Origin of the sequence: Bacillus norwichensis (assembly GCF_014836955.1) — a bacterium.
In the GTDB taxonomy this organism is placed as follows: domain Bacteria; phylum Bacillota; class Bacilli; order Bacillales; family Bacillaceae_C; genus Siminovitchia; species Siminovitchia norwichensis.
Genome location: NZ_JACSPV010000007.1, coordinates 82832 through 103114 on the forward strand (window position 1 = coordinate 82832; position 20283 = coordinate 103114).

Below are 20283 nucleotides of genomic sequence, written 5' to 3' on the forward strand. Positions count from 1 at the left end.
AAAAAGAATATAGAAAATCCCAGAAATCTTCCTTTATTTTTTAGTCTATTTCTGATATCAGAATCCGCATAAATGAATAGTCTCCTTTTTCCTTTCATATATTTTTAATATCCGTAAATAGGTTAGGAGGAAGACCCTTTGCTTAAATCTAGCAACTCAACTACTACTTTCATAAACTTTCTTATCAGCTTAACCATTTTAATCATCGCTACTTTTTTAATCGCTGTTTTTATCTCATTCAACTCAACTTTCTCTTCCGCATACATAAAATCTGTTTTAAATAAGGTGAATATGCAAAGTGTGCTTATAGAAATGCTTAGATCGGAGGCCCATGCCATTCCTCCGTCAGAAGATCTTCCGCCTCTCACCGAGCTTTCCTTAGACCTTATGATCAATATCAAGCCTAAGGATGTAAGGACTTTGCTAGGAAAAGAGATTCCAGGTCTAGCACTCTATCATACGGAAATTGCCGTTGCTGGACAAGGCACGAATATCGCCAATCTACCGATCGAATCTCCGCCTCCAAAATTTGAACTATTGGAGGAAACGGATGAAAATAAGCAGGATGCCCAAGATAAATCTGCCCCTAAGCCGGATATAAAAAACAAAGCCGTCTTTATTTATCATTCTCATAGCTGGGAAGCCTTTAAGCCCTTGCTTAAAGATCAAAAGCAAAATTCAAGCAACAATGAAAAAATGAATGTTTTAATAGTAGGGGATAAATTGAAACAAGAATTAGAGACCAAAGGAATTGGAGTTGAACATTCAAGTAAGAATGTAACAAAGGAGTTAAAGTCGCGGAATTGGAACTATTATCAGTCCTACTCCCTTTCAAGAGAGACTGTTCAAGAAGCGATGGCCAATCATCAGAAACTTAAGTTCTTTATAGATATCCACAGAGATTCGCAGCCCAAAAAAGTAACAACTGCTGACATTCATCAAAAAAAATATGCTAAATTATTTTTCGTTGTGGGGAAAGAACATAAAAACTATGAAAAAAACCGTACATTTGCCGAAAAACTGCATCATGATTTAGAGAAAAAATATCCTGGATTAAGCCGAGGCGTTGTGGTAAAAGGTGAATTCGATGGCGATGGAGTATATAATCAAGACTTGACAGAGCATGCGCTTCTAATAGAATTCGGCGGGGTTGATAATGACCTGACAGAATTATATAACTCTGCTGAGGCACTTGCTGATGTATTTAGCGAATACTACTGGGGCAAATCAGAGATTTAACTTCATTCAGCAAAAGTCTCCGATCTGTAAGAGGTGAGATGAAAGCAAATTGGTATTCCATTCAGTGGGGCAATCCCGGCGGATGTCACAGATTTTCAGAGGGAATTTATCGAGCCAAACTTTGGGCGCAAAAAAGCCAAGCCGCATTTGATTAGATTTCCTATATTGAAACTCAGCATTTTCTAAACCGTAAATACAGTTAAGGAAGAATTATCAATGGTGAATATTGGTGATATCCATATTTCAATTTATACTTTTGCTTGTGTTATTGGCGATTATTACTGCTATTATTGTCGTCATACGTTCAGCTGTCAGGAATCGGGCACAATCCAAAAATGTGGAACAAAAACTCGACAAGGTTATCGAAATACTTGAAGAAGATAAACATAAATAATTAAAGAGGGCATGCATACGTCCTAGCTAGTCATGCCCTCTATCTTCATTTTACCTCTTCATCCTCGGATCAAGCGCATCCCTCAGTCCGTCTCCCATGAGATTAAAGCCCAGCACTGTAAGCATAATGGCTACTCCGGGGAAGACAATCGTCCACGGAGCCTGAATGATGAAATCTTTCGAATCTGCAAGCATTTTCCCCCACTCAGGTGTCGGCGGCTGCGCCCCCAATCCCAGGAAACCCAAGGCGGCTGCTTCAATGATAGCTGTTGCAATGGAAAGAGAACCTTGAACGATAATCGGCGCCAGGCTGTTTGGCAGAACATGGTGAAAAAGAATTCTGCCATCTCTCATTCCAATTGCCTTTGCTGCCAGAATATATTCCTCTTCTTTAATACTGAGCACTCTCGAGCGCAGCAAACGGCCAAATGTTGGCACATTGATAATAGCAATGGCGATCATGGCGTTTTGAAGAGAAGGCCCTAGAATGGCAACAATCGCAATGGCCAGCAATATGCTTGGAAAAGCTAAAAGAATATCAAAAACTCTTGAAATAACCCCATCCACCCATCTGCCATAATAACCGGCAACAATGCCCAGCAAAGACCCCGCGATCACCGAGCCGCAGACCGCTAAAAATCCGACACGAAGGGAAATGCGCGCACCATAAATGACTCGGCTTAATATGTCACGGCCGAATTCATCCGTTCCAAACCAGTGTTTGCTTGATGGCGGAAGATGCTTATTCGCTAATTCCGTTTCTTTGAATCCAAATGGCGCAATCAAATCCGCGAATATGGCCAATAAAATGAAAAACAGGACTACACCAAGCCCAAATAGGGCTGCCTTATTTTTTCTAAAGCTTCGCCACGCTTCCTTCCAAGGGGAAATGACTTGTTCTTCTTTGGCTATACTTATGTTTGTGTTATTTGGAGGCAGCTTCGCAGTTGGTTCAATCATGTTCTTTCCCCCTATCGGTATTTAATTCGCGGATCGATCGCTGCATATAAGAGATCCACTGTTAAATTGATAAAGACAAAAATAGTTGCGACGACTAAAATTCCTGTTTGAATGACCGGATAATCTCTGAATTGAATTGCATCATAAATATAGCTTCCAATACCCGGCCATCCAAATATCGTTTCTGTCAAAATAGCACCGCCCAAAAGTAAACCGGTCTGTAATCCAATGACGGTTAACACAGGAATAAAAGCATTTTTTAATGAGTGTTTATATACAACCCAGAACATGCTCATCCCTTTTGCACGGGCAGTCCGGATATAATCAGATCGCATGACCTCCAACATGCTTGACCGCGTAATTCGGGCAATGATTGCCATAGGAATCGTAGCAAGGGCCACGCTAGGCAAAACAAGATGTTTTATCACTTCAAAAAACTGGGCAAATCTTCCTTGAACCAATGTATCAATTAAATATAAATACGTAATCGGTTCAACAGGATCCCGAATATTGTCGCGTCCTGTTGTCGGAAATAGATCAAGCTGAATGGAAAAAATATACTGCTCCATCAAACCTAACCAAAAAATCGGCATGGAAACACCAATCAAAGCAAGCAGCATGGCAATATAGTCAAACCACGAATTTTGAAACCAAGCTGAAATAATCCCCGCATTCACTCCAAAAATAATGGCGATCAACATGGCAGCAAAAGCAAGCTCCACCGTCGCTGCCAAATACGGCCAAACCTCCTGACTAATTGGGCTTTGGGTACGGATCGACATTCCTAAATCTCCAGTTAACAGATTTTTTACATAATCGAAAAACTGTACATATAAAGGCTGATCAAGACCCAATTGCTTATTCAATGCCTCAACGGCTTCCTTCGTCGCCTGCTGGCCCAAAATAATCTGTGCCGGATTACCTGGTATCGCATGAATAAGTGAAAACACAATCAGCACCATCCCCAGCAGTACAGGGATTAACATTGTCAGCCGTCTTATCGTGTATGCAAGCATTCGATCACCTTTCTTTTAAAATTTATGTATAACCTTCTTTCCGCTGAGAACAAAAGCGCAAGCGCCTTGATTAGCGTGGACGAACAAGACGAATCTTGACCTATGGGGTTAGGCGCTGGCCGCCCTCAAGCCGCCACATCCTGTCGCTTCGGTTTTACTAGTACTTCCTTTACATCGACGTGATGTCCTGTATCAAGCTTCCTTTGAATAAAACTTTCCATAACAAGTTATATTTTACTGACCAAAAAGGGGGAGTACGCTCCCCCTCCGAATTCTTATTACATGGACACATCATCAAATACTTGTACCCCAGTCGGGTGCGGGAAAAAGCCTTCTATTGTACTCTTTCCAGCCAGCTGCGGAACAGAGTGGGCGATAGGTACCCATGGAGCATCATCATGAATGATTTCCAAAGCTTCCTTGTAAAGTTCATTGCGTTTATCTTCTTCTGTTTCTGTTTGTGCTTCAATTAACAGCTTATGAACATCTTCATTCGCATACCTTGAATAGTTGTTGGACCCGATGCTGTCTTTATCCAGCAAGGCATATAAGAAATTATCTGCATCCCCATTATCGCCGGTCCAGCCCAGCATGAACATTGGCGCTTCCCCATCACGGGTTTTTTCAAGGTAAGTCGCCCATTCCATTGACACGATATTTACTTCAATACCGATTTTTTCTAAATCTGCTTGGATCGCTTCAGCAACTTTTTGACCGTTAGGCATATAAGGACGTGGAACAGGCATGGCCCATAAATCCATTTTGAATCCATCCTTGAGTCCAGCTTCTTCAAGCAATTTTTGCGCTTTATCCAAATCAAACTCATAATCCTCAATGTCATCATTGTAGCCGTTGACAGAAGGAGGAATTGGATTTTTAGCAGGTTCCGCTGTCCCTTCATAGAAATTATCAAGAATCGCTTGCTTGTTTATTGCATGATTGATAGCTTGGCGGACCTTTTTGTTATCAAAAGGCTCTTTTTCAACATTGAAACCTAAATAACCGATGTTCATTGACGGACGCTCAAAAATTTGCAAATTACTGTCTGCCTCTACTTTTGCGACATCGCTTGGATTTAGTCCGTCCATCAAGTCCACTTCGCCTTTGACAAGTGCATTCAAACGAGCTGAATTGTCCGTAATGACTTTAAAGATGATTTTGTCCAACTTCGGAAGCCCATCTTTCCAATATTCCTCATTCTTGACGACTGTGATAGTATCATTGCGTTTCCAACTCTCAAACTTGAAAGGACCTGTCCCCACAGGATTCTCGATATATTTCGCTCCAAACTTTTCAATTGCAGCAGGACTGGAAATAGAAAACGCAGTCATAGCCAAGTTTTTCAGGAAAGGCGCCTGCGGCCTGAACAATGTAAACTCCACCTTATTTTCAGCAACAGCTTTTACCTCTTTAATAACGGCTGATTCATCGCCTTTGAATCCTCCAAATTGAGAAACAAAATAAGGGAACTCTGCTTCACTTTTCCCGTTCATCCAGCGTTCAAAGTTTTGAACTACTGCATCTGCATTGAGATCGGTACCGTCATGGAACTTTATACCTTCCTCCAATTCGAATGTGTACGTTTTCCCATCATCAGATACATCCCATTTTTTGGAAATTCCAGGAGTTATGTCAGTCGTTTCTTTTTCATAATTAACAAGTGTTTCAAATACTTGCTCAGATACAATCAATGACTCACCATCTGTAACCGTGGCCGGATCCAGATTAACTGCGTCCCCTCCACGAGCATAAACCATTGTACCCCCTTCGGCTGCTTTCTCTTTCTTTTCCCCGCTCTCTTCTTTTCCGGTCTTATCCGCTGATGAACAGCCAATAAGAGCTAAAGAGAGAACGATCAGCAGTGAAAAAACAATGGATAAACCCTTTTTCATATTTTTGCCCCCATTCATGATTTTTGCCTTTATTGATTTCACACGACCGGTTACTCATACAAGTGACAAGCCGTGAAATGGCCACTTTCAACTTCTTTGAGCAATGGCCGCTCACGAACACATTGCTCCATCGCCGCCGGACAACGTGTGTGGAAAGCACAACCGGCAGGCGGGTTTGCAGGGTTGGGCACATCCCCCCGTAAAATGATACGCTCCTTTTGGAAATCAATATCCGGAACGGGTACAGCCGATAATAACGCTTCTGTGTACGGATGCTTGGGATTGTCATATAATCTCTCACTATCAGCCAGCTCGACGATTCTTCCAAGGTACATGACTCCTACCCGATCACTTATATGACGGACAACTCCCAAATCATGTGCGATGAATAAGTAAGTCAAATCAAATTCTTCTTGTAAATTCTTCAGTAAGTTCAACACTTGCGATTGAATTGATACATCAAGAGCCGAAACAGGCTCATCTGCGACAATAAGCTTTGGATGGACTGCTAAAGCCCTAGCAATTCCAATTCTTTGACGTTGGCCCCCGCTAAATTGATGGGGATACCTTTTTGCATGATAATCATTCAGGCCAACGATTTGCAGGAGTTCACGCACCCTTTTCTTTCGCTCCTTAGAATCTGTAACCCCATGAACAATCAGTGGCTCTTCCAATATTTTTTCAACCTTATGCCGTGGATTTAAGGAAGCAAACGGATCTTGGAAAACCATCTGCATTTCCCTGCGTAGACGACGCATTTCTTTTTTTGAGAGATTCGTGATATCTTTTCCCTCAAAATATATTTTTCCTTCTGTTGGTTCCAGAAGGCGAAGCAGCGCTTTACCTGTCGTTGACTTTCCGCATCCACTCTCACCAACAAGCCCCAATGTTTCGCCTCTTTTAATAAAGAAAGAAACATCATCAACTGCCTTGACTTCCCCGACCTGTTTTCCAAATATCCCACCTTGAATAGGAAAGCTTTTCCTTAAACCCTCTACTTCCAACAATCTCTCTGTCATCCGCTGGCTTCTCCTTTTTCACTTTCGTACAACCAACACTTTACTTTATGTACCTTAGATAATTTCAAAAGATCGGGAGTTTGGGTAAAACAGCGGTCGAAGGCATGTTCACACCGTGGGGCAAAGTGACAACCAGCTTGGATTGAACCTGGTTTAGGGACATTTCCTTTTATGGTATAAAGCTGATCTTTTTTATGACGTATGTCCGGAACTGATTGGATAAGTCCCACTGTATAAGGATGCTTTGGATTTTTAAAAATTGTTCTTACATCTGTCTCTTCCACAATATACCCGGCATACATGACCATGACACGACTGCACATCTCAGCAATAACGCCCAAATCGTGCGTAATCATGATGATGGCAGTATCCGTCTCTCTATTAAGCGCTTTCATTAAATCGAGAATTTGAGCCTGGATGGTGACATCCAGCGCTGTTGTCGGCTCATCTGCAATCAGCAATTCCGGATTACAAATCATCGCCATCGCAATCATCACTCGCTGTCTCATCCCTCCTGAAAGCTGGTGGGGATATTCATTGAGCAATTCCTCTGGACGAGGAAGACCTACAAGCTTCAACATCTCGATCACATGCTCTTTTGCTTGCCTCTTCGGAAATTTCCTGTGTATCTTAATCGCTTCAAGCAATTGCTCACCAATTGTAAAGACCGGATTCAAGCTCGTCATCGGCTCCTGGAAAATCATAGCAATTTCATTGCCGCGAATTTGCCGCATTCGCTTCTCCGAGGCCAAAGTAAGATTTTCTCCTTTAAACAAAATCTGTCCATCAACTTTGCCTGTCTGTGCAGGAATAAGTCCCATGATAGACATTGAAGTAATACTTTTTCCACACCCTGATTCCCCGACAATACCAAGAATTTCACCCGATCGCACATGAAAATCAATGCTATTTACTATCGACAGCTCTCCATCATCTGTAAAAAAAGAGGTTCTCAGCCCTTCTACGTTTAATAAAGCATTCTCCATTGCCTCTCCCCTTTCTTATGAAAATTTATTATATTTAAAAAATATTATTGCATTAATACCGAAAATTTTCAATACACCAAATAGAATGTTATATATTTAAATAGAGAAAATACCGTCTATTAAAGTATTCGATGTTTTTCCCATAAATCCTTTTTAATAAGCTTTAAATGACATCTAAAAGGATGAAAAAAAGCACAGAAAAAAGCGGATCAGCACTTAATCTGATCCGCTAATATATGTTTATGCCATTGGTTAATTAAACAAGAACCGCAGCATTATTTTTTTTATAAAATTCTACAAAGTTTTGAACAACTTGATCCAAGAAATTGATTGTACCTTGGTCAGTAAGTTCGCCAGCTTCGTTGATTTTCTCATGGACTGATCCAATATATACTTCATTACCAGGTAATAAAACAGGTGACAAAGCTGGATTTGAAAGGATTTCTCTCAAATGAATCTGTGCACGCACACTTCCTAACACTCCCATGGAAGAACCAATGATAAAACCAGGCTTGTCTTTGATTGTGAAGTCTCCCCCACGGGATAACCAATCAATTGCATTTTTCATAGCTCCGGGAATGGAGAAGTTATATTCAGGAACAGCAAATAATACAGCGTCTGAATCCTTTACATCGTCTTTAAACGCCTTGACATTAGCAGGCACATTGCTTTCTAAATCAACAGAAAAAGTCTCAAGATCATTTATCAAAACTGGGGTAATGTCCAGTTGATCCGCATAACGATTTTTCATAAATTCAACCAATTTCAAGTTGAATGATGTGGAGCTTGTGCTCCCAATAACTGCTTTTACTCTAATTGCCATGATGTACAACTCCTTATGTGAATGGTAAAGATGTTTTTTTATAAAAACTCAAGTATGATTATAGAGTATATCAATTCAAATAAACAGTACGCACTTATAAGTAACATAGTATACGATAAGATACTATAAGGAAAACAGGGCAATTTATTCACCCGAATTTTCCTTCCCTATAATCTTGATATGCTTGTATGATTTCTTCTTCAGTGTTCATTACGAATGGGCCGCGCGCTACAACCCGTTCTCCAATAGGTTGTCCAGCATATAATAGGACATGTAACTTTTCTTCCGCATGAACTTCCACTTCACTTGGATAAAGATCATCCCCGCGTTCAAGCCAGAGAACTTGTCCCTTTTTACCTTCCGTGTCCCTGTTGCCAAACCTTCCTTTTCCCTCCAATACATAAAAGAATCCATTATACCCGCCAGGAAAATCCTGCCTGACAGTACTGCCCGCTTCTAGCAACATCTCGACCATTGTAACAGGTGCGTGGTTTTTCGTGTCTGCTTGAACTCCATTTGATATGCCTGAAAAAACCCTTATAATTGCGCCATCTTCACGCCAAACCGGCATATCCTGCGCACGCATATTCTGGTAACGCGGTTCGGTCATTTTTTTATTACTTGGAAGGTTTACCCATAGCTGTAACGAATGAACTGTACTTCCAACAGCCGGTTCCTCCGAATGAATAATTCCTTTGCCGGCTGTCATCCATTGAACATCCCCAGGAAATAATTCACAGACATTTCCTTTATTATCCACATGTTCAAGTTTTCCATCAATGACATATGTGATTGTTTCAATTCCGCGATGAGGATGCATTCCGAATGTCCCTCGTTGGAAAAAATCCTCCGCCATTAACAGAAATGGATCATGCTCTCCCCAATTACCAGGTTCTATCACCAATCCCGCTTTATGAGTTGGTGTATTTTCTTGATAAAAGACATCCTTAACACTCCTGATACCCCTTGATAGGACATTTTGGCTGCTCATAAAAATGCCTCCCTTTTTTGCTTAATAAGTATAATTATGAGATAAACCAGACTAAATTAGAAGTACGCACTTTAATGTGCTATAGTATTAAAAAAGATACTATTGAAGGAAGTGCTGTAAGATGAAAACAGAGCTTTGTAAAGTTGATGAAGCTTTAAGTATTTTAGTTGGAAAATGGAAACCAATTATTTTATTGCATCTGTTTAATGAAAACACTTTAAGATTTAGTGAATTGAAAAGATTAATGCCAAATATCACTCAAAAGATGCTGACTAAACAATTAAGAGAATTGGAAGAAGAAGATATTATCGAAAGGGTAGTTTATCCACAAGTACCGCCAAAGGTCGAATATTCTATTTCAGAATACGGAAAAAGCCTCCAGCCCGTCCTAAATGTGATGCACGAATGGGGTAGTGCACACACACAGCATATGCAAGGAAAAAGAAATGAAAAAATCCTGGAACAATCGCAATAAGACTGTTTCAGGATTTTTCTGTTTACCCTCAAATTACTCTGTTGTGTTTCAAGCGTCTTTCTACAAAAAGAATGCCCAGCTCGTGGTGGTCACCTTCATAAAGTGCACATTGTTCAAACCGTATCTCGCCTTTCACATCAAGCACCTCAAGCTTACAATAGGTTCGATTTTTCAAAAGCGCTTTATACAGTTCTTCTTTATTTGAAACCGTCACATTATTACATGTCTTAATAATTTCTCCCGTTTTTAATTCCATTTTACTTGCTGGCGTTCCTGAAATAATATCCAATACCATGATTCCATTGTTACGTGGTGTGAAGTAATAAAGTGTATTATTCTCCCTAACACGATGCCTGTATGAAATAAGTAGCCGTCCGAGAATAGCGATACCTACCACTAATGGAGGAACAAACGTTGGATAATAGAAACCGACTGCCGATGCACAAAGAACGAGTACTGCCAAAAGGATGGTTTGTTTTCCCATTCTCTCGACTGCCTGACTGGGCAGATTACTTTGTACCTGATTTTGAAAGCCGAGCGCAAAAGGGACAAGTATCAGTGAATACGACTCCGTTCCCAAATGAAGTAACGGCCACCAGTCAAAGGGAGCAGTCAAAGGCCCTGCAGGGAGGAAAAAGAAGATCGGTATCAGCCACACCCGTTTGATTTGAAGAGCACCAATTGTAAGGCCCCTGCGGCTTGTCCTAAGCTTAGGCGATACATCTTTTAAACCGTTTTTTAGCATAAGGGTTCCTTCAGCTAAAAGAAGTACTCCTAACATAGCAGAGATTCCGCTCAAAAATAGGCTGTTTTCTATTAATAAATCAGTGTAAGGGATAGAAATATTTAAAAATGTGATTGTAAAAACAAATAAGATCGGAAGCCCTACGGTAAATGCAGGCGAAAGCAACCTGGCATTGCCTACAGCTCCCAGTACAATAGTAGCTATAGCAATGAAGGCGAGCATATCAAGCGTCACCGTGAATCCGGATAGTATCGTGATAACCGATAAAATTCCACCTGCCAGAAGTCCAGCAGGAAGCAAATGCTTTAATTCATGGAACTGATCATGTACTCTTATATTAAAGTCCGCCCGCTCTCTTCTTATCCTCATAAAACCAGCAAGAATTACCAGTAGGATAGAAAAATATAAAACGGGATTCAGAAAAAACTTCCCTATTCCCTTGGCAAATTCCAGCAGCCATAATTGCACCATCTCACAGCCTCCCTCTGGAATAAATGGTTATCTTTTTATTCTATCAAAGATTTCACCAGGGAGGAACGTAAAATATGAAAGGATAACAGAACTTCTGAGCAACTCCCTATAGATATTCATCACTCAGAACCGAAAAATGGCCACACAAGTTTGACTTGTGTGACCGGAGAATAATTACTTCATTGTTTTTAATGCCACTTGAAGCTGCAGATCATTTTGCTCATCTTGAATTTCCTTAATCACCGCTTCTTCAAGCTTTTCGGCAGTTTTCACATCAATTACTCCTGTTACTGGCATTTTTACAATGGATTGAAATGCCCGGACAGCACGCTCTGTCTGGTTATCGAAATATCCGTCTCTCCTGCCCGGATCAAAGCCAAGCCCTGTTAATAATTCCTGAGCAACCTTCACTTCTTCATTATTCATATCTTTTGTCAGTTTTTTTTCAACTGTCAGGGAATGAGCATGAAAGTACCCTGGCTGTTCGACTTCTATCGTCGGTTTGATTCCTTTATCATGAATCCAGTTTCCGTCAGGCGTCAGCCATTTGAACATTGTCAGCTTAATATTGCTTCCATCTTCAAGCGGAATTGCCTGCTGGACCGTTCCCTTTCCAAAAGTCTTCGTCCCGATTAGATTATACCCTTCAATTTCCTGCATTGCCCCTGCCAAAATTTCTGAAGCGGATGCACTTCCTTCATCGATCAACACACTAATCGGATACGTTTTTCTCTCCTCCATTCCAGAATAATAGGGATTCTTCTTCCCGCTTTTTTCTTCAATTTGCACATAAGGTTTTTTATCTGTAACCAACTGTTGTAAAATATCATCGACACTGGAAAGCATGCCTCCCGGATTACCACGGACATCGATAATCAGACCTGTCATCTCTTCCTTTTCCAATTTATTTAGTTCACTTGCGAATTCACGTGCCGTTCCTTCTGCAAAAGAAGTGATTTCTATATAACCAATTTTTTTCTTTCCTTCTTTTTTCATATCGGCAAAAACGGTAACAACGGGTACTTCCTCACGAGTAATTTCTACCTCAAATGGCTTGCTTGCCCCTTTACGTAAAATCTCTAGCTTAACAACCGTGCCTTTTTCTCCGCGAATTTGCGACGTAGCCTCATAAAGATCCAGCCCATCCACTGATTCTCCATCAATTTTTAAAATCTGATCCCTGGGCTTCAGTCCAGCTTTTTCTGCCGGCGTATTTTTAATAGGCGCAACAATAGTCAGCTTGCCCTCCTCTATCGTAACCTGCGCTCCTATCCCGTCAAACGATGAATCAAGACTATCATTGAAACGTTCCGCTGTTGGCGCATCCATATAGACAGAATACGGATCCTTCAATGTCCCGATCATTCCCTGGATCGCCCCGTGAACGAGCTGTTCATGATCCACTTTTTTAACGTATGATTTCTGAATCAATTGATAAGCCTGCTCAATTTTTTGTAGATTGTTTGAAACAACAGAAGAATTTTTCGAACTTTGCTTTTCATTAAAAGAACTATCTTTTACATTGGATTCCTTCCACTTTATTCCTGCAAACACTCCACCGACTCCAAAAAACAAAGAGCAGGCGACAAGCAATGCCAGCCACTTTTTATTCATCGTCTTCCCCCTCAACCGGTTCAACTTACTTCAAAATCTATGCTGGCAAAGGACAAGTTATGAAGGATTTTCTTAAACATGAATAGATGACTCAATACCTGATTGGAAAAAGAATAATGGTAAGTAATAGAGGGTACATTCCGTAATGATTGTGGATGGAGGATCGAGTTAGGGAGAAATTATATTACCGTGCAAAAATCTTGTTCGACATTCAAACGCAGACTGCTTTTTACGGATTTCATATTATCGTGCGAATTTCTCGGTTTTCGTGCGAAATCTGACTTTATCGTGCGAATTCCGGGATTTTCGTGCGAATTCATGAGTACCATGCAAAAATCTTGTTCGCCCTTCAAACTCAAACTATTTTTTCCGAATTACATATTATTGTGCGAATTTCTCGGTTATCGTGCGAAAATCGTGTTTATCGTGCGAAATTCCAGATTATCGTGCGAATTAGCAGGATCACATCAAACCATTGAAAAAGCCGCCGTGCATGGCACGACCGGCTCTGTTAATTATGCTTGGGATACGGCTTCAACTGCTTTTTCAATTGCTTGGGCAAGATCCGCTGTAATATCTTCAACAGATTCTAATCCAACTGCTAATCTGATTAGTTCTTCTGTTACGCCTGTCTCTTTCAATTCTTCGGCGCTCAACTGTTGGTGCGTTGTTGATGCTGGGTGAATTATCAATGATTTTGCATCCCCGACATTAGCGACGTGTGACCAAAGTTTGATGTTGTCGATTGCTTTTCTGCCAGCTTCCCTTCCGCCTTTAATGCCGAAGTTCACGATGGCTCCAGGTCCTTTTGGCAAGTACTTTTTCGCCAATTCATATGAAGGATGGTCCTCAAGCCCTGGGTAAGCTACCCATTCGACTGCATCGTGATTTTGGAGAAATTCAGCAACAGCTTTCGCATTTTCAATATGCTTTTGAATGCGTACATGTAAAGTTTCAAGTCCTTGTAGGAAGATGAACGCATTATCCGGGCTCAAAGATGGACCAAAGTCACGAAGCAGTTGTACACGAAGTTTTATCGCAAATGCAACTTCTGGCACGTCGATTCCATAACGGATTCCATGATAGCTTCTATCCGGCTCAATAAAGTCAGGGAATTTTTCATTATTCCAATCAAATTTTCCACTGTCCACTACGACGCCGCCAATAGCTGTACCATGTCCGCCAATCCATTTTGTAGCCGAGTGAACAACGATGTCTGCGCCGTGCTCGATTGGCTTGGAAAGGTATGGTGTTGCAAAAGTATTATCCACAATCAATGGGATATTATTATCATGCGCCACTTTTGCAACTGCTTCAACATCCAAAACATGAAGACTTGGATTTCCGATGATTTCCGAGTAAATCGCTTTTGTCTTAGGTGTAATCGCCTTGCGGAAGTTTTCCGGATCAGTCGGATCAACAAACTTTACATTGATGCCATATTTCGGAAGGGAAATGGAGAATAAGTTGTATGTACCTCCATAAAGATCCGTAGCTGCCAGAATTTCATCCCCTGCGCGTGCAATGTTCAGAATACTGAACGCTATAGCGGCCATTCCTGAAGAAAGGGCAACAGCTGCAGTACCTCCTTCAAGCTCAGCAATTCTTTTTTCAAATACATCATTTGTTGGGTTCATGATACGTGTATAAATATTCCCTTGCTCTTCTAGGGCAAATAATTTTTGAGCATGTTCTGTGTCGTTGAATACATAAGAAGTTGTTCTGTATAAAGGAACAGCACGTGATCCCGTTGCGTCAGGCTCTTGTCCCCCATGCAATAAAATTGTTTCTGGCTGGTATTTTTTTTCTTGTGTCATTTTTCTTCCTCCTTAAAATTTTCAAAATTGATCGGAACAGTTGGTAATAAAACGGCATTTATCACTACCGTTTTAGGAAGGGGGAAAAGAAAACTAAAAGCCCTCTTCCGTATAAGAAGAGGGCCGATATGACGATTCCTCCCCTTATCTTCCAAGTCATTTGACTTGTAGGAATTAGCACCTTTTCAGAAAATCTGAAGGTTGCCGGGCATCACAGGGCCTAATCCCTCCGCCGCTCTTGATAAGAGTGTTGCTTATTGGTTCATTTAATTTTTGAGCTCTGTTGAACTCTTGAATAATACTATATACCACCTGTCTATAAGCTGTCAACACAAATTATAAAATAATTTTCTAAAAGGTTATTTCATTTCAGACACTATCTTTTCAATGGTTTCTTCATCCATAGGCCCAATAATTCTAGTGTGAACCATTCCATTTGTATCTATCATATAAGTTGTCGGAATAGTATATGCCTGATATGTTTTTCCAAGCTTTCCGTTTTCGTCCAACGGCACCGGGAAGGTTAGATCGTATTCCTCAATAAATTTTTGGACTTTCTTCCTGGCATTTCCTCCACGCTCGGCACTTGTTAAATTGATGGCTAGAATTTCCACATTCTCTTGTTTCGCCTTTGCTTTATAATAATTTTCCATGTGCGGCATCTCAGCTTTGCAAGGCGGACACCACGATGCCCAAAAGTTCAATATGACTTTTTGTCCTTTATAATCAGATAACTTCACAAATTGACCATCAAGGGTTTCCAGTTCAAAATCCGGTGGGACTTCCCCGTCTTTCAAGCCTTCATCTAGTTGCTCCAAATTTTTCGACTGTAAAAATTTCTCCTTAGCTGCTTCAACTGCGTTCTTCTCTCGTACATCCTGAATAATATTAATAACAACGATGCCAATTAGTAATATAATAAGTCCGAGACCAAATATTTTTTTGTTCATTGGTTTTTTCGACTTCCTTTCCATGCTGTCCAGGTAATAAGCAATGTGCCGGACGTGTAAGTCGCGATGGGCACGGAAAGCAAATTTCCCGCCATTGAGTAAATAATCCCCTGAAAACAGGTAAAGAATACGAGAATTTGAATGCTCCAAATCGGATTCCTTATGTTTTTTCTTAACAAAATCAAAAAGGCAATTCCTACAATTAATTGAAAGGCTGCAAACAATATATGCTCTCCGCTTAAAAAGTAGAAGACAAGCTCATATATAGTAATGATCACAATCCATACTTTCATGTGGAGGCCATTTTCCTGAACCTGATGCTTTTTTTCGGATAAAAAGAAATAAATAAATGCAGCTGCAATTCCAAGCCAATATCCTTTGATTCCACCATTAAAATATACAACAGAAAATGGGTTTTTAATAGCCGCTTCTTGGAACAAAATGACGCTAAGCTTCCATGTCAGTATTATGATGAAGAATGTATTGCTGTAAAAATCCGCTGCCTGCTTTTTCCGAGTCAGCCTTAAGTATAAATAGGCGCCAATAAATGCAGAAGCTACAGCTGCCCAAGAAGCTGGAAAAGACAATGATCCAATTGAATACCATTTCATTATGATACTCCTCTCCCCAATATCTTTTATAAAATGGGAGAAAGCAGACGGGAAACCGACTCTTTAAAGCGAATAATTTTCGGTCTTTGTAAATATTGTTTAAATGTAAGTTCGCGTGATAAAGAAACATCTTCATTAAAAATATCAACGAGCTTTTGAACAAGCTCCTGGTCATACAAAAATGCATTTACTTCAAAATTTAGACGGAAGCTTCTCATATCAATGTTTGCAGTTCCCACACTTGCAATTTTTCCATCAGCTATCATCGTCTTGGCATGTATAAAGCCATTTTCATAAATGAATATCTTTGCCCCTGTCTTCAGCAAGTCTCCAACATAGGAGTATGTCGCCCAATATACAAAGATATGATCTGGTTTATTCGGTATCATCAGCCGGACATCTACACCAGATAGTACAGCTATTTTCAGAGCATCCAGCACACTAGAATCGGGAATGAAATACGGTGTTTGAATAAGAATATAATCTTTTGCTGAATTGATTAACTTAATATACCCATATTTAATCTGTTCCCATTCCGAATCAGGACCGCTTGAAACAATCTGTACATCCGTATCCCCAATCGGTTTCATTTCTGGAAATAACCTGTCCTCATAGCTTATTTTATTTGATGAGGCTTGATTCCAATCGAGGATAAACCTTGTTTGCATGGCAAAAACAGCTTTTCCAAAAATCCTCAGATGAGTATCCCGCCAATAACCAAACTTCTTATTCAAACCAAGGTACTCGTCACCAATATTAAAACCACCGATATACCCGACTGTCCCATCAATGATCGCAAGCTTTCTATGATTTCGGTAATTCACCTGCAAATTCAGATGGGGCACGATGGCAGGAAAAAAAGCACTGACCCTACCCCCAGCAGCGAGCAGCGGACGGAAAAACCGCCGTGGAAGTCTTCGAGAGCCCATCGCATCATAAAGAACGCGGACCTCCACACCCTCTTTTGCCTTTTCAACAAGAAGTGATAACAGCTGGTTGCCGAGCTTATCGTCACGCATAATGTAATAAACAAGATGGATATGATTTTTTGCTCTGCGAATATCGTCCATTAACGAATGAAACTTTTCATTACCGTCTGTAAAAATTTCCACTTTATTGTCCTGGGTCAGTACGGCACTGTCATTAACAAGAAGCATACAAATCAAATCTTTGTATTGCGCTGTTTTATGGTCATGAAAAGGAAAATCGCCGTCTCTCAGCATACTTATTTGCGTGTCAGTGATTTCCATGATCCCTATTTTCTTTTTATCTTTCCATTCAAAAATCTTTTTCCTGCTCAAATTCTGTCCAAAGATTAAATATAGAATAAAACCAACAACAGGAATAAAAAGTAAAACAAGGAGCCATGCCCATGTTGCGCTTGCGTCCCTTCTTTCTAGAAAAATAACAAAACTGGCAAGCGCAATATTCAAAATAAGAAAAATACTTAGTAACGGAGTACTGATTGCAACAAATGTCATTATCTCTACCTCACAGCTCATTTAGTTACACAGACCAAGCTCTTATCCATTTTAGCATATAACTTCAACCGAAAATATAGACTGTCAGTCATTTTAACCTTTTGATCATTTCTAAACGATAAATTTGTTGATATTTTTTTGAAAATGACAATAAACTAAAAATTTAGATTTGAATAATTGAAACCAAATTGAATTTGTTTCGTATAACAATTAAAGTTTCTTTACAGCCGGCGTTAAAAATAACTGAAAACAACTATCTATATAAATAAAGGCCTTTATTTATTTTTTAAGGGTGAAGACTATTGAAAAAAACATTCTTATATCTATTTGCACTTTTGCTTTGTGCGGGGTGTAATGGAGGGGATCGCCAAGAACAGCAATCTGATGAAGCTGAGCCATCGGCTAAACAGCTAACGTCAGAAGCAGAGCTGAGTCCGGACATGCAGAAAGCCATCGACCGTTATGAAGGGATTGAAGATCCTGTCCTGCGGCAACGTGTACTGGAGGAATTAGAACTTGAAGAATATATAAATGACAAAACTAGACCTACCGTTCAAGACATGGCCAAGCTAGTCGTATTCAGAGCTGACGATAGAGGAACAATCAGTTCTTTAAAAGGATTGGAGATTGCCTTTAATCTTAGATTGTTGAGTTTGGACGATACTGGTATAAGTGACTTACAGCCAGTTGCTCAATTACCTTCTCTTGAAAAGCTTTATTTGTCCAGAAATCAGATAAAGGATATTAGCCATTTATCCGATTTGACTTCGCTGGAGGCTTTAACACTGTGTGGTAATGACATTGATGACTTTTCCCCATTAAAGAAGCTGAAAAATCTGCGAATTTTAGGGTTGGGTGGCAGCGGTTTAAATGACATTTTCTTTTTGTCCCATTTAACAGCATTGGAAACGTTAAATCTAAGAGAAAATCAAATTACTGATATTTCTCCTCTGTCCAAACTACCAGCATTGGCCAAACTGGATTTGACCGGTAACAATATCGAAAAAATCGACGCCTTGTCAGACCTCGATTCGCTGAGAACTCTCATTTTATCCAATAATGCCATTAAAGAAATAGAATCATTAACCAACATGACCTCACTGCTTCATCTGGACCTTTCCAAAAATAATATTGATAATTTCAGTCCAGTGGAAAACATGGAACTGCTTGAACTTATTAAATAGGAGCGTGCCTATAGATATCCAAGCGGCAGCATACATAATGCACTAGTAGCATAAATAAATATCCGTACAGTTGGATCAAGGGCTCAATGGAATATTTGGCTAAAAAGAGAAAGCCGCATCAAAATGATGCGGCTCTACTTATGGCATATCTTATAAACCTATATATGGTGCAGGATTTACACGGCTTCCGTTCTTGAAGATTTCAAAGTGAAGATGTGTTCCATCTCCGCCTTTTCCAGCTACAACATCCCCTGTATTACCCATGGCACCAATAACCTGACCCTTAGATACTTTCGAACCTGGAGAAACAGAGCGGCTGCTCATGTGACCATAAAGTGTTTTATAACCATTTCCGTGATTGATAATAATAACATTTCCATATCCACCCCAATTTCCAGGTGAACCAAATGTTGAAACTTCCACAGTACCGCTTGCTGCCGCTACAATTGGCGTACCCTTTCCAGCTGCAATATCGACACCGTTATGCATCGTACCCCAACGAGCACCAAATCCAGATGTGAATGCTCCAGCAGCAGGACGTGTAAACATTCCTGAGCTTACAGCAGGTGTCTTGCCTACAGGAGTAGAAGGTTCATGGTATGTAGTAGTTACTTTACTTGTTCCTCGTGAAGGAGCTTTTGAATTAGAGCCTGAATTAGAGTTAGAGCTTACGCTTGCGCCTGAGTTTGAATTAGAGTTAGAGTTAGAGTTTGATGCTCCTGAACTCTCTTCTGAACTTGAAGTCTCTTTCGCTTGTGTTGCAATCTTTCTTGCTTCCTCTGCCTTTCTAGCTTCTTCCGCAATCCGGGATTCTTCGTTGCTAATGGCTCCTTGGATCTCTAATTGCTTGGCATTCAACTTGGCAATTTCTGCTTCCAAAGATTTCTTTTCGTCAGAAATGTTTGCTTGTTCAGCCTTCACATTTTTCATTGCTTGATTCTTTTCTGCTTTTTGAGAATTAAGGTCAGCTTTCAACCCTTCCAATTCTTTAAGCATGCTGTTCAATTTTCCAAGATTTTTTTCGACCTTTGCCTGCTTCTCCTCTAGCGCATCCTTATCGCGCTGCTGTTCTTCCATGATTTCTTTATCCGCACTGACAATAGTCGTTACAGCAGAAACCCGATCGACGAAATCGCTAAAACTTTCAGCTCCCAACAAAACGTCGATGTAATCAACTGACCCTCCGTTTTGCTGAATGCTTCTTGCTCTTTCTTTAAGAAGCTCGCTTCTTTTTTCAATCTTCTTCTTCAATTCTTCTATTTCTTTTTTTAACTTGTCAATTTCTGCTTCCGTCTTTGCTATTTCTTTCTCTTTGTCTTTTATTTTTACATTAGTAGTCTCTATTTTTCCTTCCAGCTTTTCTACTTCACTTTGCATATTATTAAGCTGGTTAGTCAAATCAGCGAGCTTGTTCTCCTTCTTGGCCAAAGAACTGTTAATATTGGACAGCTCAGATGTAACCTGAGACTGCTGATCTTTCAAATCAGAAAGTGGTGTAGCGGATGCTCCCCCAGCAAATGCAAATGTTCCGCCAAAACCGATGACCCCTGCAAGTGTGATTGATAGTAATGAACGTTTCTTCAAGAAAAAGTTCCCCTTTCTCCCCGACAAGAATT

The 20283-nt window shown here is 40.3% G+C and carries 18 protein-coding genes and 1 riboswitch; of the genes, 4 read left to right on the forward strand and 14 right to left on the reverse strand.

Features of this window, described 5'->3' with window-relative positions; all coding sequences use genetic code 11:
- Window positions 1-138: 138 nt before the first annotated feature.
- The gene (gene spoIIP, locus H9631_RS06000) at window positions 139-1239 is read left to right on the forward strand and encodes a stage II sporulation protein P (RefSeq protein ID WP_191810921.1); all 1101 of its coding nucleotides are present in this window, start codon (window positions 139-141) and stop codon (window positions 1237-1239) included.
- Between the two features lie 229 nt (window positions 1240-1468).
- Entirely contained in the window at window positions 1469-1633 is a 165-nt protein-coding gene (locus tag H9631_RS06005) for a DUF4083 family protein (protein ID WP_191810923.1), read from the forward strand.
- A gap of 50 nt (window positions 1634-1683) precedes the next feature.
- Here the strand turns inward: H9631_RS06005 and H9631_RS06010 are convergent, their stop codons facing one another.
- The 7 genes from H9631_RS06010 to H9631_RS06040 form a co-directional block, all read right to left on the reverse strand.
- Window positions 1684-2592 carry an ABC transporter permease gene (locus tag H9631_RS06010; protein ID WP_191810925.1) on the reverse strand — a complete coding sequence of 303 codons (909 nt, stop codon included), beginning with the start codon at window positions 2590-2592 and terminating at the stop codon, window positions 1684-1686.
- Window positions 2593-2603: 11 nt separating this feature from the next.
- Complete coding sequence (locus H9631_RS06015) at window positions 2604-3608, reverse strand: ABC transporter permease (protein ID WP_191810927.1); 1005 nt, start codon at window positions 3606-3608, stop codon at window positions 2604-2606.
- Between the two features lie 278 nt (window positions 3609-3886).
- The gene (locus H9631_RS06020; RefSeq protein ID WP_191810929.1) at window positions 3887-5500 is read right to left on the reverse strand and encodes an ABC transporter substrate-binding protein; all 1614 of its coding nucleotides are present in this window, start codon (window positions 5498-5500) and stop codon (window positions 3887-3889) included.
- 50 nt (window positions 5501-5550) lie between these two features.
- Complete coding sequence (locus tag H9631_RS06025; protein ID WP_191810931.1) at window positions 5551-6519, reverse strand: ABC transporter ATP-binding protein; 969 nt, start codon at window positions 6517-6519, stop codon at window positions 5551-5553.
- Window positions 6516-7505 (reverse strand): ABC transporter ATP-binding protein, encoded by a 990-nt coding sequence (locus tag H9631_RS06030; RefSeq protein WP_191810933.1) that lies wholly within the window; start codon window positions 7503-7505, stop codon window positions 6516-6518. The genes H9631_RS06025 and H9631_RS06030 overlap by 4 nt, the downstream gene beginning before the upstream one ends.
- A gap of 256 nt (window positions 7506-7761) precedes the next feature.
- A complete protein-coding gene (locus tag H9631_RS06035; RefSeq protein WP_191810935.1) occupies window positions 7762-8328 on the reverse strand; it encodes an NADPH-dependent FMN reductase in 567 nt (188 codons plus the stop codon).
- Window positions 8329-8476: 148 nt separating this feature from the next.
- Window positions 8477-9319: a pirin family protein gene (locus tag H9631_RS06040; RefSeq protein ID WP_191810937.1), complete on the reverse strand. Its 843-nt coding sequence runs from the start codon at window positions 9317-9319 to the stop codon at window positions 8477-8479.
- 121 nt (window positions 9320-9440) lie between these two features.
- Here H9631_RS06040 and H9631_RS06045 point away from each other — a divergent pair, with 121 nt between their 5' ends.
- Complete coding sequence (locus H9631_RS06045; RefSeq protein ID WP_191810939.1) at window positions 9441-9794, forward strand: winged helix-turn-helix transcriptional regulator; 354 nt, start codon at window positions 9441-9443, stop codon at window positions 9792-9794.
- Between the two features lie 28 nt (window positions 9795-9822).
- Here the strand turns inward: H9631_RS06045 and H9631_RS06050 are convergent, their stop codons facing one another.
- From H9631_RS06050 to cls, 6 genes are all read right to left on the reverse strand, one after another.
- Window positions 9823-11010, reverse strand: coding sequence for a PDZ domain-containing protein (locus tag H9631_RS06050; protein ID WP_191810941.1), 1188 nt, complete (start codon window positions 11008-11010; stop codon window positions 9823-9825).
- Between the two features lie 174 nt (window positions 11011-11184).
- On the reverse strand, window positions 11185-12624 hold the full coding sequence (locus H9631_RS06055) for a S41 family peptidase (protein ID WP_191810943.1): 1440 nt from the start codon (window positions 12622-12624) through the stop codon (window positions 11185-11187).
- Window positions 12625-13139: 515 nt separating this feature from the next.
- Window positions 13140-14441: a homocysteine synthase gene (locus H9631_RS06060; RefSeq protein WP_191810946.1), complete on the reverse strand. Its 1302-nt coding sequence runs from the start codon at window positions 14439-14441 to the stop codon at window positions 13140-13142.
- A 141-nt stretch (window positions 14442-14582) separates the two neighbouring features.
- Window positions 14583-14689, reverse strand: a riboswitch (SAM riboswitch).
- A 111-nt stretch (window positions 14690-14800) separates the two neighbouring features.
- Window positions 14801-15391: a peroxiredoxin family protein gene (locus H9631_RS06065; protein WP_191810948.1), complete on the reverse strand. Its 591-nt coding sequence runs from the start codon at window positions 15389-15391 to the stop codon at window positions 14801-14803.
- The gene (locus H9631_RS06070; protein WP_191810950.1) at window positions 15388-16002 is read right to left on the reverse strand and encodes a hypothetical protein; all 615 of its coding nucleotides are present in this window, start codon (window positions 16000-16002) and stop codon (window positions 15388-15390) included. Before H9631_RS06070 ends, H9631_RS06065 begins: the two co-directional genes overlap by 4 nt.
- 26 nt (window positions 16003-16028) lie before the next feature.
- Window positions 16029-17483: a cardiolipin synthase gene (cls, locus tag H9631_RS06075; RefSeq protein ID WP_191810952.1), complete on the reverse strand. Its 1455-nt coding sequence runs from the start codon at window positions 17481-17483 to the stop codon at window positions 16029-16031.
- A 302-nt stretch (window positions 17484-17785) separates the two neighbouring features.
- Between cls and H9631_RS06080 the strand changes: the two genes are divergently transcribed.
- A complete protein-coding gene (locus H9631_RS06080) occupies window positions 17786-18667 on the forward strand; it encodes a leucine-rich repeat domain-containing protein (protein ID WP_191810954.1) in 882 nt (293 codons plus the stop codon).
- Between the two features lie 150 nt (window positions 18668-18817).
- Here the strand turns inward: H9631_RS06080 and H9631_RS06085 are convergent, their stop codons facing one another.
- Window positions 18818-20251: a murein hydrolase activator EnvC family protein gene (locus H9631_RS06085; protein ID WP_191810956.1), complete on the reverse strand. Its 1434-nt coding sequence runs from the start codon at window positions 20249-20251 to the stop codon at window positions 18818-18820.
- Between the last annotated feature and the right edge of the window lie 32 nt (window positions 20252-20283).